The following is an 18,694-nucleotide window of genomic DNA, read 5'->3' on the forward strand; positions in this document are numbered from 1 at the left end:
TTGCTAATTGAGAATGTTTTAGATGCTGTCCACACTCAAAATCATTGCAGAAAATCCGAACTCTGACGATATCAGCCACTTGACGGCACTGGTCGACGCCCTGCGCGCCAAGCGCCACGAATCAGCGACAGAGAATGTGCGGATGTTGACGCAGCTATTGCAGGGCAACCTTGAACAAGCCTGCGCATTACGCCACTATGTGTTGCGTCTCTATGCGCGCCGACGTCAGTCGAGCTTATATACCGATATTGGCATCTTGCCCAATGCTGGTTTTTTCACCGAGTTATTCCAACGTATTGCTTACCGCATCTTGCCACCGGCATTAGATGACACTTATCTGCGCGACTGTTTGGATCTTGTACTACCGGAGAAAGATGACTACGTCTGGATCGATGCGGCACAAAAAGATGAATGGCTCAATTTAATTGAGACACTTGCCAACGCGGCGCCCAGTAGTGAAAACGAAGCGCCGATATCGTTGTCAGGCGAATCGCTCGAAAATAATGATGATAGCGCGCCAAACGCCGCTGCACTCGCCGTATCAAACGCCATCAAAGCAGAAGCCAGTGATGCGCGTGATCGCAGCAAGACGAAACTCGAATTGCTGGAGGCTATCCAAACTTTATCGTATCGCATCAGCGCCATGGGCCTGGAGCCATCGCTAATTCGTCTGTATCCACAAATAGAAGATTTCGAATCACCATTTTTGATGCAAAACGTAGAACTGCATCTCTATTTGGCCAGTTATTTACGCTCTCTTGAAGAAACTGCGGCGGATAGTCCCCCTCAGGCTCCCATTGAAGATACCAAGCATCTGCAGGTCATGCTGGATCAATGCGATGACATCGTCGCCAAAATCCGCAAGAACGCTTTAAAACGCGGCACCAGTGTTTCACTCACTTATTTATTGGTGCGCCTGGATCAAAGCATCGGTCGGCTACGTAAATTACTGGTGTTGATCGATATCAGTCTGGATGCTGAGACCGAAAATGAAGCGGCAGCACATCCCAAACGACTAGCAGCGCTGACCTTGGCGCAAGAACTGATAGCAGCGCATAACCGCAAATACGTGATCCGTGAGCTATTCGCGGACAATATCAATTTGTTGGCACGCAATGTTACTGAAAATGCCAGCCGCACTGGCGAGCATTACATCGCCGAAACACGTAGTGAATACGGCGCCATGTTTCGTTCGGCTGCAGGTGCCGGTTTCATCATCGGCTTTATGGCGATGTTTAAAATTCTGTACTCGTATTTACGTGCCGCTCCGTTGGTAGAAGCCTTTTTGTTTAGCATGAATTATTCGCTAGGTTTCATGCTCATTCACGTGCTGCATTTCACGGTCGCAACCAAACAGCCGGCGATGACAGCGTCCCGCATCGCTGCCGGATTGCATAGTAAAGATGGCAGGAATATCGATCTCGATAGCTTGGTTGACTTAATGGTGAAAGTATTTCGCACGCAGTTCATTGCTGTCGCAGGTAATTTATTGCTGGCTTTTCCAGTTGCTTATTTGATTGGTGAAGGCTATTTGTATTTTTTCGGCCACAATCTAGTCACACCAGATAAGGCGCAGCATCTCTTGCATGATCTGGATCCGATACGTAGTCTGGCTTTTTTTCATGCGGCCATTGCAGGTGTTTGTTTATTTTTGGCGGGCCTGATTTCTGGGTATTACGACAACCGCGCCCTGTATACCAATATGGCAAAACGGGTTGAGCGCGCCGCCTGGTTGCGTAGCATGCTTGGCGCTGAACGCTTGAGCCGATTTGGCAATTATTTGGAGCGCAATCTTGGCGGCTTGATGGGGAATTTCTATTTCGGTATTTTGCTTGGCACCATCGGCACCATCGGCTTTTTGATCGGTTTACCGATTGATATCCGCCACATCACATTTTCCTCGGCCAATTTTTCCTTCGCCTTAATTGGTTTGGATAATCATATCGATTTAAGCACAGCGGTGCGTTCGATTATCGGTGTATTTGGCATAGGAATGATTAATTTGTGGGTGAGTTTTTCATTAGCCTTATTTGTCGCGTTGCGCTCTCGTCAAGTGCGCTTCCGCCAGGGCTTGGCCTTAAGCAAAGCGGTATGGAAGCGTTTTTTGAAGCGACCAATTGATTTTTTCGTGCCGCCGAGAAGCGCAAAATTAGCAAACGAAGATGAGCAGGTATAGTCTTGAAAATGGTTTAAGGTAATGCCAAACAATCGGCTTGCCCCGTCATCCCCGCGAACGCGAGGATCCAAATTGCGCAACATGGATTCCCGCGTTCGCGGGAATGACAAGCTTATTTCAAAACCTACGGTTGATTTTGCTTAGATAATCCCAAACAATAAATTTTTCTGCTTGCTTTCATTTAAACAGGAATAGCCCGATGGTGATGCGATTGTTATCCAGACTATTGATCGCACTTTTGTGTCTCGTCATCGCCGCCTGTGCAGCGCTGCCCGATGTCAGCAATCTCAGTGACGTAGAATCGACAACAACATCCACCTCTTACATCGCGCCTACATCCGCATCCTTACTGGCGACAAAACTACAACACACTCAAGTCAATTTGCAGCAATTGGCAGCCTTGGAAAAAACCGCCAGTAACAGCCCTGTCATCACTGGCAACAAAGTCACCTTATTATTCGATGGTCCGGAAACCACAGACGCGATGATGGTCGCCATTGCCAATGCGAAAAGCCATATCAATTTCGAAACCTACATTTTTGATCAGGATGAACTGGGACAGCGTTTTGCCGATTTATTGATTGCCAAACAACGTGCCGGAGTACAAGTCAACATCATCTACGACAGCGTCGGCACAATAGGGACGCCATCCGAATTTTTCGAACGGATGCGTAATGCGGGTATCCATTTGGTGGAATTCAACCCGGTAAATCCTCTCAAACGTTTTGGTCGTTGGCGCTTGAACAATCGTGACCATCGGAAAATTCTCATCGTTGATGGCAAGATTGCTTTTACTGGCGGCGTGAACATTAGCGCTGCTTATGCGAATAGCTCTTTATTTCGCGCCTTCAAGCATCCACACCCGGCAACCGCAACAATTGGCTGGCGCGATACCCATATTCAGATAGAAGGCCCCGCCGTCGCGCAATTACAGCTAGCATTTCTACGAAACTGGGTAAGGCAACGCACTGGCACATCGGATGATACGGAGACATTAGAAGATCTGGATTATTTTCCAGCATTGCCGCTCGCTGGCGACAAAGCGCTACGCGTGCTGACTAGTCGGCCCGGTGGTGACTATGCGCTTTATAAAACCTATATTCTGGCCATCCGCAACGCCAAACAAACTATCCATATCACCACTCCCTACTTCGCACCTGATCCTCAGATGTTGCAAGAATTGCTGAACGCGGCACATCGTGGCGTCAAAGTGGTGATGATATTTCCCAGTGTTTCCGATAGCGGATTGGTATTCCAGGCCGGGCAATCGTACTACGATCAATTACTTGATGCAGGCATTAAAATTTATCAGTTGAGGGCCGCCGTACTCCATGCAAAAACCGCCGTGATTGACGGAACCTGGTCAACCGTCGGTTCTGCCAATCTCGACATCCGCAGTTTTCTGCATAATTATGAAGCCAATGTCGTAGTGTTAGATGCCGCGTTTGGCGGTGAAATGGAAAGCGCTTTTTCTGAAGATATCAGTAATGCCGATGAAATCAGCGCTGAGTCATGGAATCGGCGTTCCATGACGCAAAGAATCAAAGAGTGGATCGCTCAGACGCTCAAATATTGGCTCTAAAATATTTTTTCATAAGCTTGTAAGGTTCTCTCCCTAAGTACGACTTATGCGATAACAGGTCACGAAACAAACAAGTCCATGTTGTGACCTGCTGCCTTGACAGGCATAGATCGTTTGCAATTTTATTTCTCCACTTAGGAACTAACTTACTATGAACAAATTCACATTCGCTGTAATTACCGCCGCCATCGCCTTCTCCAGTGCCGGAGCTTCTGCAGCTGACACAATGACGCAAGGCACTATGGCACAACCAAACAGCATGCAAATGACTGGTGACATGCAGAAAAAAGATGGCGCCATGATGATGAAAAAAGGGAGTGAGATGAAAATGGATAAAGACATGTCTATGAACAAAATGGACAAAGATATGGATAAAAAAATGGCCAAGCCTATGCACAAAAAACCGCTGCTTAGCCCTACTCCAATCAATCGGGGCGCATAATTTTTATTGCATCGGTTAACACAGATATAAAAAATGGCTGAGATATTTTCTCAGCCATTTTTTTGACCTGCGAAGAGCACGGCATGCCGCCCCCACATTCTTAATTTACGCGACCTTCTGATCGAAAAACTGCTCATCTTCGGTTGAGCCATGCAATGCCGTCGTTGAGGAATTACCTTGCTGAATAACTTGGGTCACTGCATCGAAATAACCCGTACCGACTTCGCGCTGATGTTTCACTGCGGTGAAGCCCTTTTCTGCTGCGGCGAATTCGTTTTCTTGTAATTCGACGAAAGCAGACATTTGGTTACGCGCATAACCGTATGCCAGATTGAACATCGAATAATTCAGAGAATGGAAACCGGCCAATGTGATGAACTGGAATTTATACCCCATTGCGCCCAATTCTTTCTGGAACTTGGCGATAGTGGCATCGTCCAGATTCTTTTTCCAGTTAAACGATGGCGAACAGTTATACGCCAACATTTTTCCTGGATACCTGGCGTGCACTGCTTCAGCAAACTTCTTGGCAAAAGCTAAATCAGGCTTACCAGTTTCACACCAGACCAAGTCAGCATATTCCGCATACGCGATCGCACGGGCAATTGCTTGATCAATACCTGGGCGTGTTTTGAAAAAACCTTCGACGGTGCGCTCGCCCGTCAAAAATGGCTTGTCCAAATCATCCACGTCTGATGTCAGCAAATCGGCCGCTTCTGCATCAGTACGGGCAATGACTAAAGTTGGTGTGCCTGATACGTCGGCAGCCAGCCGTGCTGCATTCAGTTTTTCAACTGCTTCACGCGTTGGCACCAACACTTTACCGCCCATATGCCCACATTTTTTGACCGATGCCAGTTGATCTTCAAAGTGAACACCGGACGCGCCAGCGTCAATCATGGACTTCATTAATTCATACGCGTTTAACACGCCGCCGAAACCGGCTTCAGCATCGGCAATGATAGGTGCGAAATAATCGACATCGTTTTTGCCTTCCGACCATTGAATCTGATCAGCGCGCGTAAACGTATTATTGATACGCTTAACCACCATAGGGACAGAGTTTGCCGGATACAGCGATTGATCCGGGTACATTTCACCTGCCAGATTCGCATCACCGGCCACCTGCCAGCCAGACAAATAGATCGCTTTCAAACCAGCTTTGACTTGTTGCATCGCCTGATTACCGGTCAATGCACCCAGCGTATTAACGAAGGGTTCGGTATTGAGTAAGTGCCATAGCTTTTCGGCACCACGCTTGGCCAATGTGTGCTCAACCTGAACCGAACCACGCAAACGCACCACATCTTCTGCCGAGTAGTTGCGCTTGACGCCTTTCCAGCGTGGGTTCTCGGCCCAGTCTTTAGCCAAAGCTTGAACTTGTTGTTCGCGTGTTTGAGTTGTCATGTTATTTCTCCTGTTGAGAATGCAAATGAAAATAAACCAAAAAAATCGGATAGAGCATTGAATGCCATGGATTAATCATAGGCTTTTCCACGCACAGCAACAATGTCTTATATAAGACACATAACTATTTTTATTTCTTTTTAAATCAATTAGTTAATCACGATTTTTTGCGATACGGAACGATATTTCTGTAAATGAAATATATAAATGTTGCTGCGCATTTTCATTTTCCGCATTATGAAATGAGAATTTTGTATGGTGAGATTATGTGAAAGTGCGTGAATTATTCACTTTGTAGTGGATGTAAACAACGATCGACACCTTCTCAACTTGAAGAGACTTGATAGATTGCAATAACTAAGCCCATACTATGCGAGTGAAAAAACTACAAGGAGTCCATCGTGGTAAATGTCGTCCGCCGCATTCAAGAATATAACGTTGGCCGTGACCCAGATCGACTCAGCATGAAGTATAAAAATATGCGCAGCAGCCCGTTTGTTTTTTTACGGGGTACCTGTCATCTTTTTTACGAAAATCTTCCAAAAAGCGGCATCTTTAAAGTTGGTGCCAAGTCGGCGCCGCTAGCCTGGATTTGCGGCGATATGCATTTGGAAAATTTTGGTAGCTACAAGGGTGATAATCGCCTCGTTTATTTCGACATGAACGATTTTGACGAGGCATCACTGGCACCAGCGACATGGGAAATTGTGCGTTTGCTGACCAGCATACAGATAGGTGCAGCAAGTTTTTCGGCCAGCCTTATCGAAGCCAACAAACTATGCCAGGACTTTCTCGACGCTTACATTGCAGCGCTTAGCCTCGGTAAGCCGCGATGGGTAGAGCGAGACACAGCAGTAGGCATAGTTGGCAGCCTGCTCAACAGCTTGCGTGAGCGGCAACGATCAAGTTATCTTGATAGTCGCACTGAGCGCAAAGGCAGAGCCAGACAGCGTGTCATCCGTATCGACGGCAAAAAAGCCTTGGCAGTCACCGACAAGCAACGCGCCAAAGTGACGACTTTCATGGAGAAGTTCGCTGCCGAACAAGGGCATCCTGATTTCTATAAAGTATTAGATGTGGCACGCCGTATCGCCGGCACCGGTAGCCTCGGTGTAGAGCGTTACATCATTCTGGTGCAAGGCAAGGGTTCGCCGAATGGCAACTATCTGCTGGATTTAAAACAAGCTGCGCCCTGTTCGCTAGCGGCATTTTTGAAAGTGCCACAACCTAAATGGTCCAACGATGCCGAACGCGTAGTAACCATACAGCGCCGTGTACAAGCAGTTTCCATGGCCTTCTTGCAAGCGGTCACCATCGGCAAGAAGAGCTATATCCTGCGCGGCTTGCAACCTACAGAAGACCGGGTTTCCCTGGATCGGGCGACACGCTCTATGGATGAATTGAAAGCCGTGATGCAAACCATGGGGCATCTCGTCGCTTGGGGGCAGCTACGCAGCTCTGGCAGAGCAGGCTCAGCGATTGCAGATGATCTGATCGCGTTTGCGCAAAATGAAAAGTGGAAAAAGCAAATGCTAATCGCAGCGCATGACTGCGCCGCGCAAGTAAATAAGGATTGGAAAACTTATAGCAAAGCTTATGATGATGGCGAGTTTGAGGTGTAAATTCGTGATGTATCATCATCTTCGCTTTCAAGCATAAAGATCTACACAAGCAAGCAATGGAATGCAAGTCGGACGGCGCTACGCTGTTCCGACCTGCGCACTCAATTACAAATTACGACCAACGCAAAACCGGTGGTCGGGTATAGCCCAATACACCTTCCGTATATCCTACCAACGACTGCATGAAATACGTGTCGCCCGCCAGCGTAATTTTGACGTCATACCAGCCCTGCGTGGTTGTCAGTGATAACGTCACACTGGACTTAGGCGCAACCGTAATAGTTTGACTGATTTGGCCAGTAGAAGTAACCCGATCGAGCACAGTGAAGACAGCGCTATTGGTCGTGCCAGTATTGTCAAGCAAGATACTGACTGGTTGACCTGCGCCATTGTTCGTCAACCGTACTTGCGGTTCCGGCTGACCTTGCCACGCCGTTGCATTTAAATACCCTTGGAAACGGCGATAGAACTGATTGGGCCCGATCATTTCCATGTCGTAAAAACCTTTGCCGTAGGCGATGGCATGCCAATAGTCTTTTCCACCTGAATTCGGCGCAATCAAATATTGATAAGGATTATCGGTGCGATAGTTATTGACGTTGATTTGCAAGGCAACCGATTTGCTGCCGCCATTGTTCCAATTTGTCCAAACCTCTTTATTGGTTAAATCTTGTGTTAGCCAGCCATCAAGTTGATAAGGTTGGATACGCAAAGGTTTTTGTCCAGCCTCAAAAACCGGCATGACGGTATTCGGCGCGGGTGCTGTCGGTGTCGGTAAAGTTTGTTGAGAATTTGCCAGCGTGACCAATGCTGCGGTATTCGGCAACACAGGGAAAGAATTATTCACACTACTGAAGTTAAAGCAGGAAGTTAAATCACCACAGACGCTACGTCGCCATGCGCTGATATTGGGACAAGTCACGCCCGTCCATTTTTCTAAAAATTGCAAAGTGGAAGTATGATCAAACACTTCACTCGCGACATAACCGCCGGTACTCCATGGCGAACAGACGATGGTTGGCACGCGTGAACCCAAACCAATCGACACACCACTGATGAACTCATTTGTGGTTCCAGTCGGTGGTGTTGGTGTAGTAACGTGATCGTAAAAGCCACCGTTTTCATCGTAAGTCAGAATGAATACTGTTTTCGCCCATACCGCCGGGTTCGATGCCAATGCGCTCAGATATTGGTTGACGTAATCGACGCCGACATTCGGCGAGTAAGCAGGATGTTCCGATTGCGCAGCAGGAGCGACGATCCATGACACCGCAGGCAGCGTATTGTTCGTCACATCATTCTGGAAATCCGACAATGCGCGGGTCTGTCTGCCATTGATGTAAAGCGGTGATGTCGTCGGTAAATTGGTGAATTGCTTAAACCACGCTAACGCATTGTCGTCATAGTTATCGGCAGCTTGATAAACACGCCAGGAAACGCCGGCATTCTGCAATGCTTCTGGATAGGTCTGCCAAGTCAACGTGCCGTAGGTAAAACTATTGGTATCAATCGGGCCACCGTTTGTCCCCGCCGGATCAACGCCACCGCTCATTAAAAATAGACGATTGGGATTAGTCGATGTGCGCGCTGAACAGAAATAGTTATCGCATAAAGTGAACGCATCAGCCAATGCATAGTGATATGGAATGTCGTTGCGGTTGAAATACGTTGCTGAATTTAAGGTTTTTTCAGGTATCCATTTATCGCTGCGACCGTAATCCCATGCTGCAGTGCCTGTCGTTAAATCATGTGCCACGTCACCCAACCATTGCCCGGCAACAGCGGTGGTATTTAAATGCCAGGGCGTGTACAAATTCCCGCTGCCATCGTTTTGTGAAAACACATTGTGAGTTGTACTTTGGATAGTGGCGGCATGGTCGTCATTAAAACCACGTGCTCCTTTGATGGTGCCAAAGTAGTGGTCAAACGACCGGTTTTCCTGACAAAGAATAACGACATGCGCGATGGAACCCAAGGTTCCTGTAGTTGCTGGTGCTGCAATGGCTTTCATCAATGCTGGCGGCAGCATGGTGGTGCCAATGGCGGCCATAGAGTTTTGAATAAATTTCCGACGATCAATAGGTGGTGTCATATCCGCGCCTTAAAGTAGAGTGGAATTAATGTGAACCTGAGAAGGGCTTACGCAAAATCACCCCAACAGCGTTGCGCCTCCTGGCCGTACAGTTCGTACTGCCTTGGTCGTTGCGCCTTGCTGGGACGCTTTTGCGTAAGCCCTAATTAGTGCGTAGAAAAATGCAAAAAACAGTCGATCGACGGCCGACGTGCACCGTCAAATAATTTCCGCACGGAAAATTATTTGACGGATTATTGATAGAAAATATGACCCGCTAATGACAGCAAGTGGTATGTCGTTTTTTGGAGATGGGGATAACTAACTCAAATGAATTGAGTGTTTTTTGTGATAGAAGGCATGCTAAAAAATTGGCTATGCTTCGTTTGGAAGTAAGAAATATGTGACCGATCATCAGCGCATGCGAGTTGCAACACGCTAAGGCATTCATCATAAAATTTGAGGTGATGCCTAGGCAGACATCATGCGCAATTACAACGACATATACGCCGCATATATCAGAAAAACAGTGCCGGCTAACGAGAACCACGCACCAATACTATTTCCGATATAAACCAACTTGGCCGCGAGAGGACCTTTTGAAGATATGCCACGATGCCCGACTATCGGAGCCAGCAATAAAGCAAAACAAAAGCCATAACCAGAAATAACAAAGCTGGCTGTGATGCCCCATTTCACATTCACACTCACCATAAAATGTGTCAGCACTGCGGCGATCGCCAGCATCAGCGTTGCACCCAATGGCAGTGCTAAATGCGCGACTCTCCACGATCTCACCACATTTTCTGGAGCATCACGATTAATCGCTTTGGCGTAGGGAATCCCGCAAAGCAAACCAATCAATAGAACAATGGCGGCATGGAAAATCAGGTGGCGGGCGGCTAGTTCCATCAGAAATTTATTTCTGATGTAGCAAGCGCTTTAATCTTTACGCCATAACTGTCAATGGAAGGTAAGGTGACATTGTGATGCAAACGAATCTGCTGCGCCGACGCATGAGGCTTGTCGTGTGTTGTGTGCGCATCGGAAACGATAACCACGGCATAACCATTTGCAGCAGCGCATCGGATGGTCGAATCGACGCAGAACTCCGTGGCGTAACCACAAACGATAACTTGTTCAATTCCCCAGGAAGTGAGTAAGGCATCAAGATTCGTACGAAGGAAAGAGTCAGATGCTGTCTTGCGCAACCTCACATCATTTTCAGCCACATCTAATGCTGACACCAGCTTCCAATTGTCAGAATTAAATTCAAGTCCACTTTCTTCATGCTGGACGAAAACCACTGGAACACCCGATTGCCTTGCTTTTGCGGTGAGTTCATTGATACGTTCGACTACCAGATCGGCTTGATACGGATGTGGAGATGGATCAAAACAACCTTTTTGAACATCGACGACAAGGACGGCAGATTTCATAAAATCATCTGAAATGTAAATGGTTTAACTGCGATTGACGGTGCTATTGAGAATCCGGCCATGGAATTTTATATGCTCTTCCATCATCGTGGAAATAAAATAATATCCATGATCATAACCGGCATGGCGGCGCAAAGTCAGCGGCTGCTTCACCTTCAAACAAGCTGCTTCAAATCGTTCTGGCAATAGCTGCTCCATTAGAAATTTGTCACTCAAACCCTGATCTATCAAAATCCCATCAGGAAATGGCGCAACAGCATTTACACTGTCCACCAACAGCGTGGCATCGTATTGCTGCCAGCTTTGTTGATCCTCGCCTAAATAACGACTGAAAGCTTTTTGCCCCCAAGGGCAATGGCTGGGCGCTACTATCGGCGCAAATGCGGACACCGAGCGATAAAGGTCAGGATTACGCAACGCAAGCATCAACGCCCCATGACCGCCCATGGAATGACCAAAGATACCGACACTTTTCGCATCAGCTGGAAAAGCTTCCAGTATGGTTTTTCGTAACTCATGAACGATATAGGAGTACATGCGGAAATGCGTAGACCAGGGCGCTTGAGTTGCATCCACATAAAACCCCGCACCTTCACCAAAATCCCAATCATCGGTTGCCCCAACAATGCCAGTGTTACGCGGACTAGTATCAGGCGTCACCAACATAATGCCGTGCTCTGCAGCATAACGCTGCGCACCGGCTTTGATCATGAAAGTTTCCTCGGTACAGGTCAACCCAGCCAAAAAGAACAAAACCGGCACACTGCCCTGCTTTGCTTGCGGCGGCTGATACACCGAGAAACGCATAGGCAAGCCAATTTCAATTGAATCGTGCCGATAAAACCCCTGCGTTCCGCCAAAACAAACGTGCTTGCTGATGATGTCCATTTTTATATACCACCTAGTATCCAGTTAATACAAAACACCCCGGCAACGCCAAGGCTATTGAAGTTGCCTTTGAAGTTGAAGTTGCCTTTGAAGTTGAAGTTGCCTTTGAAGTTGAAGTTGTTTTTGAAGTACCTCGCATTGGACGTTGCCAAAATTACGGGCAGCATTCGGAAAAAGAGGGAAGACATGTTTGAGCCGAAGGCGAGTTGGTCTTTCCTCCCGAATGCTGCCCGTAATTTTGGGAACCCGCCAACGGCGGGCAACGGCTCTGCGTCGCCTTCTTTTGCTTACTTTTCTTGGCGAAGCAAGAAAAGTGAGTAGCCGCCGGTCTAGCACCGGCATGGCACCACAGAGTGACTATCTAATCAGCAAGCACGCTTGAAAACAAACATAGGATCACCATCAAAACTCAACCACCGACCGAATCGACTCCCCACTCTTCATCAAATCAAACCCCACATTAATCTGATCCAACGACAACTTGTGCGTAATCAAATCATCAATATTAAGTTTCCCCTCCATATACCAATCAACAATCTTAGGCACATCAGTACGCCCCCGCGCTCCACCAAACGCAGAGCCTTTCCAGACCCTGCCAGTAACCAACTGGAACGGTCGGGTTTTAATTTCCTGACCGGCAGCAGCAACGCCAATGATAATCGACTGTCCCCAACCTTTATGGCAGCACTCCAATGACTGACGCATGGTATCGACGTTACCGATGCACTCAAAACTGTAATCCGCGCCGCCATCGGTCAAGCCGACAATCGCATCAACCACGTTTTCAACTTTGCTCGGATTAATGAAATGCGTCATACCGAATTTACGCGCCATCGCTTCACGTGCGGGATTGAGATCGACGCCGATAATTTTGTCAGCGCCGACCATGCGCGCAGCCTGAATCACATTGAGGCCAATGCCGCCAAGACCGAACACCACAACATTGGCGCCTGCTTCCACTTTCGCTGTAAACAACACTGCACCAACACCAGTGGTAACACCACAACCGATATAACAAACTTTATCGAACGGTGCGTCTTTGCGAATTTTGGCCAATGCAATTTCCGGAACAACGATGTAATTGGAAAAAGTCGATGTGCCCATGTAATGGAAAATAGGCTTGCCATCGATTGAAAAGCGACTGGTTGCGTCCGGCATCAAACCACGCCCTTGAGTCGAGCGTATCGCTTGGCACAAATTGGTTTTTTGCGAGAGACAGAATTTGCACTCACGGCATTCTGGTGTGTACAGCGGGATGACGTGATCGTCCTTTTTGATACTTTTCACACCCGGACCAACATCCACCACCACGCCCGCACCTTCGTGTCCCAGAATGGATGGAAAGATGCCTTCTGGATCTGCACCGGATAAGGTGTAGTAATCGGTATGGCAAATACCGGTGGCTTTGATTTCGACTAAGACTTCACCTTCGCGCGGACCTGCGAGTTCGACTTCTTCTATCGTTAATGGTTGTCCGGCTTTCCAGGCAATGGCTGCTTTCGTTTTCATGATGATCCTTTATTTGATTTGTATTGTTTTTCGCGAAGAGATTATTCCCCCCACGCCAATAATCTCGTCTATAGACTAGCGTCGCGTATTTTGCTCAGTGCATCATCAATGCGATCGACGCCAATCACCGTCAAGCCTTCAATTTTCTGTTTAGGTTCATTCGATTTCGGAATTATGGCTATTGAAAACCCCAGTTTTGCTGCTTCCCGCAGGCGTTCTTGACCGCGCGGTGCCGGGCGGATTTCTCCCGCCAACCCCACTTCACCGAACACCACCAAACCACGCGGTAAAGGTTTATTGCGCATTGATGAGTTAATTGCGAGCAGCACCGCCAGATCTGCCGCCGGCTCGGTGATTTTGACACCGCCCACTGCATTGATAAAGACATCCTGATCAAACGCAGCGATACCTGCATGACGATGCAGCACAGCCAACAGCATGGCCAGGCGATTTTGTTCGAGACCGACGGTTAAACGGCGCGCATTGGGCAAATGTGAAGTGTCGACCAACGCCTGAATTTCTACCAGCAAAGGCCGCGTGCCTTCTTGCGTCACCATCACACAAGAACCAGGAACTTCAACATCATGTTGAGAGAGAAAAAGCGCTGAAGGATTCGATACGCCTTTCAATCCTTTTTCCGTCATGGCAAACACACCGAGTTCATTGACTGCGCCAAAACGATTTTTAACCGCACGCACCAAGCGGAAACTAGAATGCGTATCGCCTTCAAAGTACAGCACCGTGTCGACAATATGTTCCAATACCCGCGGCCCGGCCAATGCCCCCTCTTTGGTGACGTGACCGACCATGATGATGGTAATGCCCGATTGCTTGGCAACCCGAGTCAATTGGGCCGCACATTCCCGTACCTGAGCGACAGAGCCGGGAGCAGACGTCAGCGCGTCGGAATAGACGGTTTGTATCGAGTCGATCACCACCACTTCGGGCTTCAGATCCACCAAAGTATTCAAAACTTTTTCGAGTTGGATTTCAGCTTGCAGCTTTAATTCTTTGGCATCTACCGCCAGACGTTTGGCGCGCATGGCGATTTGGGCGCCGGACTCCTCGCCGCTGACATACAGTACCTTTTTGGTACGCGACAAATTAGCCAGAGCTTGCAGGAGTAAAGTCGATTTACCAATTCCCGGATCACCGCCGATCAGTACGACACCGCCAGCCACCAAGCCGCCGCCGAGTACCCGATCAAACTCTTCAATCCCTGTACCAAAACGTGGCACGTCGATTGCTTCGATATCGGTCAAACTCATGACGGGCGCAGCCTGAGCTAAACCCTGATGTTGATTGGAGAAACGATTACCGACACCGGCAGTTTCAACGGTGGTTTCCACCAGCGTATTCCATTGCCCGCAATTGGGACATTTCCCCGTCCATTTATTCGTAATGCCACCACATTCGGTACAGGTGAAATTGGTTTTAGCTTTAGCCATGTGGCGTATTCTTTCTTATTTACTGATGTACGCAGAGTTGCGATCTAATCGCCGTCATTCCCGCGAACGCAGGAATCCATTTTACGAAAGGCAACGTTACGATTACAAGCTATCGAATAATGCGCGAGGCACGTTATTGGGAAGAGCTAACCGCAGGCTTGTTGCACTAGGTAACATGGATTCCCGCGTTCGCGGGAATGCCGGCGGAGTGTAAATAAACCCAACTATTCTTTCTCAGTCATCCGCACACGGGGTGCTACGGCGCACAACAATTCGTATCCTATGGTACCTGCGGCCTCTGCCACTTCATCAACCGATAAATCATCGCCCCACAACTGCACCTTGCTGCCAATCTTCGCATTCGGTACATCCGTTAAATCGACAGAGAGCATATCCATCGACACCCGCCCTATCGTGCCAGTTCTGACACCATTCACCATCACCGGCGTACCGGTCGGCGCGTGACGCGGGTAGCCATCGGCATAACCGCAAGCGACGACACCTATCGTCATGCTTTTTTCCGCAATGAAACGGCTACCGTAACCGACGGCGTCCCCTGCTGACAAATGCTGGATTCCAATGATTTCACTGGAGAGTGTCATTGCCGGCCTCAAGCCGAAGGATGCTGCACTACCGCCGCCAGGAGTCGCACCGTACAGCATGATGCCGGGTCGCACCCAGTCGGAATGCAGTTCCGGATGCATTAAATCCGCCGCTGAATTAGCGATACTGCGCTCGCCAGTCAGACCAGCGATGCCCGCTTCAAAACACGCATATTGCGGCGTCAAAGGCAAACCGGGATTGCGTGGATCATCGGCATTGGCAAAATGTGTCATCAGGACAATGTTTCCCACCGCTGGCAATGCGCGCAGGCGCTGGTATGCCTGATGATATTCTGCTGGCGTAAAACCCAGGCGGTTCATGCCGCTGTTCATTTTCAAATGCACATTCAATGGAGATTTGATAGCCAATGTTGGCAAAACTTGCTCCAGCAACGCCAACTGCGTGTGGCTATGGACAGCAAACTCCAACTGCGCCGTAACGATCAGTTCCAGATCAGCCGCATCAAAAAAACCTTCTAGCAGCAAAATCGGTTTTTTCCAACCTAGCTCGCGCAAACGCAATGCGTAGTCTGGCTCAATCAGCGCCAAACCTTCTGCCTCTCCGAAACCGCGAATCGCACGCTCTAAACCATGACCATACGCATTGGCCTTAACAACGGCCCACACTTTGGCAGCGCGACCAGTAGATTGCGCGCGGGATTTTGCAATACGTAAATTATGTTGCAAAGCTGAAATAGAAACTGTGGCTATGATGGGTCTTGGCATGGAAGCGATAAGTCAAAAGTGAATTGAACAACAAATCGGCAAAAAAGTATTTTACCGGATGCAAGCCTACCTTGAACATGCAAATTCCATAATCAATTTTCAATCTCTTATGATCAGTTAATGAACGTTTTATAAACGTGCCTATCATAATCACGTATTGCGACATTTTCATGGTATAAAGCAGGCCAGAGACATTTTGTTACACGTAAGAATTAAACAATTCTTAAGCAGTTTAGCCGGCAATATTTGGCATTAAACTTCTTTATGAACCGTTGCCTCAGCTAAGGCTGGCCCGAATATAAGTTTGTGCAGAGAAGCGCAGCCGTACGCAGATATGGTGAGCATCACAGGTGCAATAGTGGAGTGCGCAGTAGGTTCCGAAAGAAGTCTATTGCTAAAACGCTTGTTTAATTCCTACACGTTGAAGAGTACCCACATAAGATGCGGATGAATCGCGGTTTTTATACCATCATGGCAGCGCAGTTTTTTTCTTCGCTGGCCGACAATGCCCTATTAATAGCGGCGATTGCATTATTGATTGAAATGGCGTCACCAAGCTGGATGACGCCACTACTCAAATTATTTTTCATCCTCTCTTACGTCTTGCTGGCCCCTTTCGTTGGCGCTTTTGCCGATGCCTTGCCAAAAGGCAAGGTCATGTTTATCACTAACATGATTAAAATCGTGGGCTGCGCGATGATGTTTTTCAGCACCCATCCTTTACTCGCTTATGCGATCGTTGGCTTCGGCGCTGCAGCTTACTCACCCGCAAAATATGGCATTTTGACTGAGCTTTTACCTCCAGAAAAACTGGTGGCAGCAAATGGCTGGATTGAGGGCCTGACGATGGCCTCGATTATCCTCGGTGCGGTGTTGGGTGGTGCACTAGTGAATCCTCATGTGTCTGCAATATTAATTAATGTGCATATTCCTGTTGTTAACTGGAGCCCGAGCACGCCGACGCATGCCGCTCTATTGGTTATTGGTGTACTGTATTTAATTGCCACCGGCCTCAATTTAAAGATCCGCGATACTGGCGCACGATACGCACATCAGGAACGCAATCCTATCAAACTGATTGCCGATTTTGCCCACTGTAATGCCACGTTATGGAAAGATAAACTGGGACAAATCTCGCTTGCGGTCACAACCTTGTTTTGGGGTGTCGGCGCAACGTTACAGTTTATCGTGTTGAAATGGGCGGAAAAATCACTGCATATGCCGCTCGACAAAGCGGCGGTTTTGCAAGGAATTGTCGCCATTGGCGTTGCTGGCGGTGCGATGACAGCGGCACATTACATTCCGTTAAAAAAGTCGCTCACTGTGATGCGTATGGGTGTGTTGATGGGTCTGGTCGTCACGACCATGACCGTGGTGCATTCGATATGGCTGGCCTACCCGTTGCTGATCATTATTGGCGCATTGGCAGGCTATTTTGTGGTCCCAATGAATGCTTTATTGCAGCATCGCGGGCATGTGCTGATGAGTGCGGGTCATTCGATTGCGGTACAAAATTTCAATGAAAATCTATCCATATTAGTCATGCTGCTTCTGTACGCCGTCATGGTGAAAATGGATTTGAATATCAATGTCGTGATTGTTTTGTTTGGCTTGTTTGTGTCTGGTCTGATGCTGTTAATCATGAAAAAACACGCAGAAAATCAACGTGAGCATGATTCGCTAGCCTTGATTGGCGAAGCCAAGCATTAACAAAACCAAGGGCACGACATTCCGTGCCCTGTATCCCCTACAGAATTTTCCGTACTGCCAACTTACGTGTCTCCGCTGCTTTGCTAGACCAGTCATCGGGCACGACAAAACCACGGTAAACCTCTAAAGCATGGTCACCTTGTTGGCGCAACGTTGCCAATATCAACGGCGAATGTTGCGACGAAAAATAATCCTCTAACACTTCTCGCACTTGTACTGCAGTCATCGTTTCTCGCATCTTAATCTTTGCCGGTGCCAGCCAGCGTAAGCGCGGCAAGATCGCATACACCTTGTTTTCGCTCTCATCGGCAACAGAATTAACATGATCAATGGATGCCAGGACATCCGAGCAACCACGCCAATAACCACGACAATGCGTCTTGGCAATGCCCATAGTTCCAGGAACTTCGCAGAGTGGATTCTGATAAAACAGCCAACCTTTTATCAATGCCTGAGCCGACGTGACGGTTTCAGTTAAATGTATTTGTGCAGCCGGGTGTGATGACAAAGTTAGTTGGCGATCAAGAATTTTATTGACCTTTGCGCCTAGCGAATCCGCTAAATTTGGTCCCACAAAATCGTCCGCCAGAAACCCGGCTTGACTGGTTTCCAGCAAATAAAACTTAGTCGCGAACTCCCAATGCACTAATGCATCGTTACGTCGCAATAGGAAATCAAATTCGCCGACAGTATCATTTTTTGCCGCTCTTACCTGCAAGCTATGCGCCACTAGCATCTGTTGCTTGTGAAAGTAGAACGCCATCAGCTTTTCTGCATACAGGCCGAGGCGGGTCGATGGCAAGCTACCGATGTAAAAATGAAGTTCTTCTAATTTTACTGGCTCACTATCGAGCGCATGCAGCCAAATAGCAATCTGATCGCGCTCATTCTGATCAAGGAGATGCGCAATTTTCCCTTGCCACTGCGGCGCTTGTCCATCCAGCAAGTCGGGTGCGTCCAGTAACCAGGCTAACGCCCGCACGTGCGGATCGCTCAAATGATTCCAGCGTTGATGAAACTGTGCCTGATATGCGCTGATGACATCCAATGTTTCAGCGGAGAACGCGAACAC

Annotated in this window: 14 protein-coding genes; 5 read left to right on the forward strand and 9 right to left on the reverse strand. The window is 48.1% G+C overall.

Annotated features, from left to right (window positions below):
* Positions 1 to 22 precede the first annotated feature (22 nt).
* From GEV47_RS12455 to GEV47_RS12465, 3 genes are all read left to right on the forward strand, one after another.
* Positions 23 to 2,176 carry a site-specific recombinase gene (locus GEV47_RS12455; protein WP_153235103.1) on the forward strand — a complete coding sequence of 718 codons (2,154 nt, stop codon included), beginning with the start codon at positions 23 to 25 and terminating at the stop codon, positions 2,174 to 2,176.
* Positions 2,177 to 2,375: 199 nt separating this feature from the next.
* On the forward strand, positions 2,376 to 3,758 hold the full coding sequence (gene cls, locus GEV47_RS12460) for a cardiolipin synthase (RefSeq protein ID WP_153235104.1): 1,383 nt from the start codon (positions 2,376 to 2,378) through the stop codon (positions 3,756 to 3,758).
* A gap of 151 nt (positions 3,759 to 3,909) precedes the next feature.
* The gene (locus tag GEV47_RS12465) at positions 3,910 to 4,200 is read left to right on the forward strand and encodes a hypothetical protein (RefSeq protein WP_153235105.1); all 291 of its coding nucleotides are present in this window, start codon (positions 3,910 to 3,912) and stop codon (positions 4,198 to 4,200) included.
* A 105-nt stretch (positions 4,201 to 4,305) separates the two neighbouring features.
* Here GEV47_RS12465 and aceA read toward each other — a convergent pair whose 3' ends face one another.
* Entirely contained in the window at positions 4,306 to 5,607 is a 1,302-nt protein-coding gene (gene aceA / locus GEV47_RS12470; protein ID WP_153235106.1) for an isocitrate lyase, read from the reverse strand.
* A gap of 401 nt (positions 5,608 to 6,008) precedes the next feature.
* On the opposite strand from aceA, the gene GEV47_RS12475 reads away from it, so the two are divergent.
* Complete coding sequence (locus GEV47_RS12475; RefSeq protein WP_322741635.1) at positions 6,009 to 7,229, forward strand: DUF2252 domain-containing protein; 1,221 nt, start codon at positions 6,009 to 6,011, stop codon at positions 7,227 to 7,229.
* A gap of 112 nt (positions 7,230 to 7,341) precedes the next feature.
* Here GEV47_RS12475 and GEV47_RS12480 read toward each other — a convergent pair whose 3' ends face one another.
* The 7 genes from GEV47_RS12480 to alr all read right to left on the reverse strand — a co-directional run bounded on the left by GEV47_RS12480 (position 7,342) and on the right by alr (position 15,912).
* Positions 7,342 to 9,321: a phosphocholine-specific phospholipase C gene (locus tag GEV47_RS12480; protein WP_153235107.1), complete on the reverse strand. Its 1,980-nt coding sequence runs from the start codon at positions 9,319 to 9,321 to the stop codon at positions 7,342 to 7,344.
* 471 nt (positions 9,322 to 9,792) lie between these two features.
* Positions 9,793 to 10,212 (reverse strand): hypothetical protein, encoded by a 420-nt coding sequence (locus tag GEV47_RS12485; protein ID WP_153235108.1) that lies wholly within the window; start codon positions 10,210 to 10,212, stop codon positions 9,793 to 9,795.
* Positions 10,212 to 10,739 (reverse strand): cysteine hydrolase family protein, encoded by a 528-nt coding sequence (locus tag GEV47_RS12490; RefSeq protein WP_153235109.1) that lies wholly within the window; start codon positions 10,737 to 10,739, stop codon positions 10,212 to 10,214. Before GEV47_RS12490 ends, GEV47_RS12485 begins: the two co-directional genes overlap by 1 nt.
* A gap of 24 nt (positions 10,740 to 10,763) precedes the next feature.
* Complete coding sequence (gene fghA / locus GEV47_RS12495) at positions 10,764 to 11,627, reverse strand: S-formylglutathione hydrolase (RefSeq protein WP_153235110.1); 864 nt, start codon at positions 11,625 to 11,627, stop codon at positions 10,764 to 10,766.
* Between the two features lie 402 nt (positions 11,628 to 12,029).
* Entirely contained in the window at positions 12,030 to 13,136 is a 1,107-nt protein-coding gene (locus GEV47_RS12500) for an S-(hydroxymethyl)glutathione dehydrogenase/class III alcohol dehydrogenase (protein ID WP_153235111.1), read from the reverse strand.
* A gap of 68 nt (positions 13,137 to 13,204) precedes the next feature.
* A complete protein-coding gene (gene radA / locus GEV47_RS12505; protein ID WP_153235112.1) occupies positions 13,205 to 14,584 on the reverse strand; it encodes a DNA repair protein RadA in 1,380 nt (459 codons plus the stop codon).
* A gap of 224 nt (positions 14,585 to 14,808) precedes the next feature.
* Positions 14,809 to 15,912, reverse strand: coding sequence for an alanine racemase (gene alr, locus GEV47_RS12510; RefSeq protein ID WP_153235113.1), 1,104 nt, complete (start codon positions 15,910 to 15,912; stop codon positions 14,809 to 14,811).
* Positions 15,913 to 16,359: 447 nt separating this feature from the next.
* On the opposite strand from alr, the gene lplT reads away from it, so the two are divergent.
* Complete coding sequence (lplT, locus tag GEV47_RS12515) at positions 16,360 to 17,622, forward strand: lysophospholipid transporter LplT (RefSeq protein WP_153235114.1); 1,263 nt, start codon at positions 16,360 to 16,362, stop codon at positions 17,620 to 17,622.
* A gap of 37 nt (positions 17,623 to 17,659) precedes the next feature.
* Here lplT and GEV47_RS12520 read toward each other — a convergent pair whose 3' ends face one another.
* Complete coding sequence (locus GEV47_RS12520) at positions 17,660 to 18,694, reverse strand: DUF1853 family protein (protein ID WP_322741636.1); 1,035 nt, start codon at positions 18,692 to 18,694, stop codon at positions 17,660 to 17,662.

Source organism: Glaciimonas soli (assembly GCF_009497155.1).
In the GTDB taxonomy this organism is placed as follows: domain Bacteria; phylum Pseudomonadota; class Gammaproteobacteria; order Burkholderiales; family Burkholderiaceae_D; genus Glaciimonas; species Glaciimonas soli.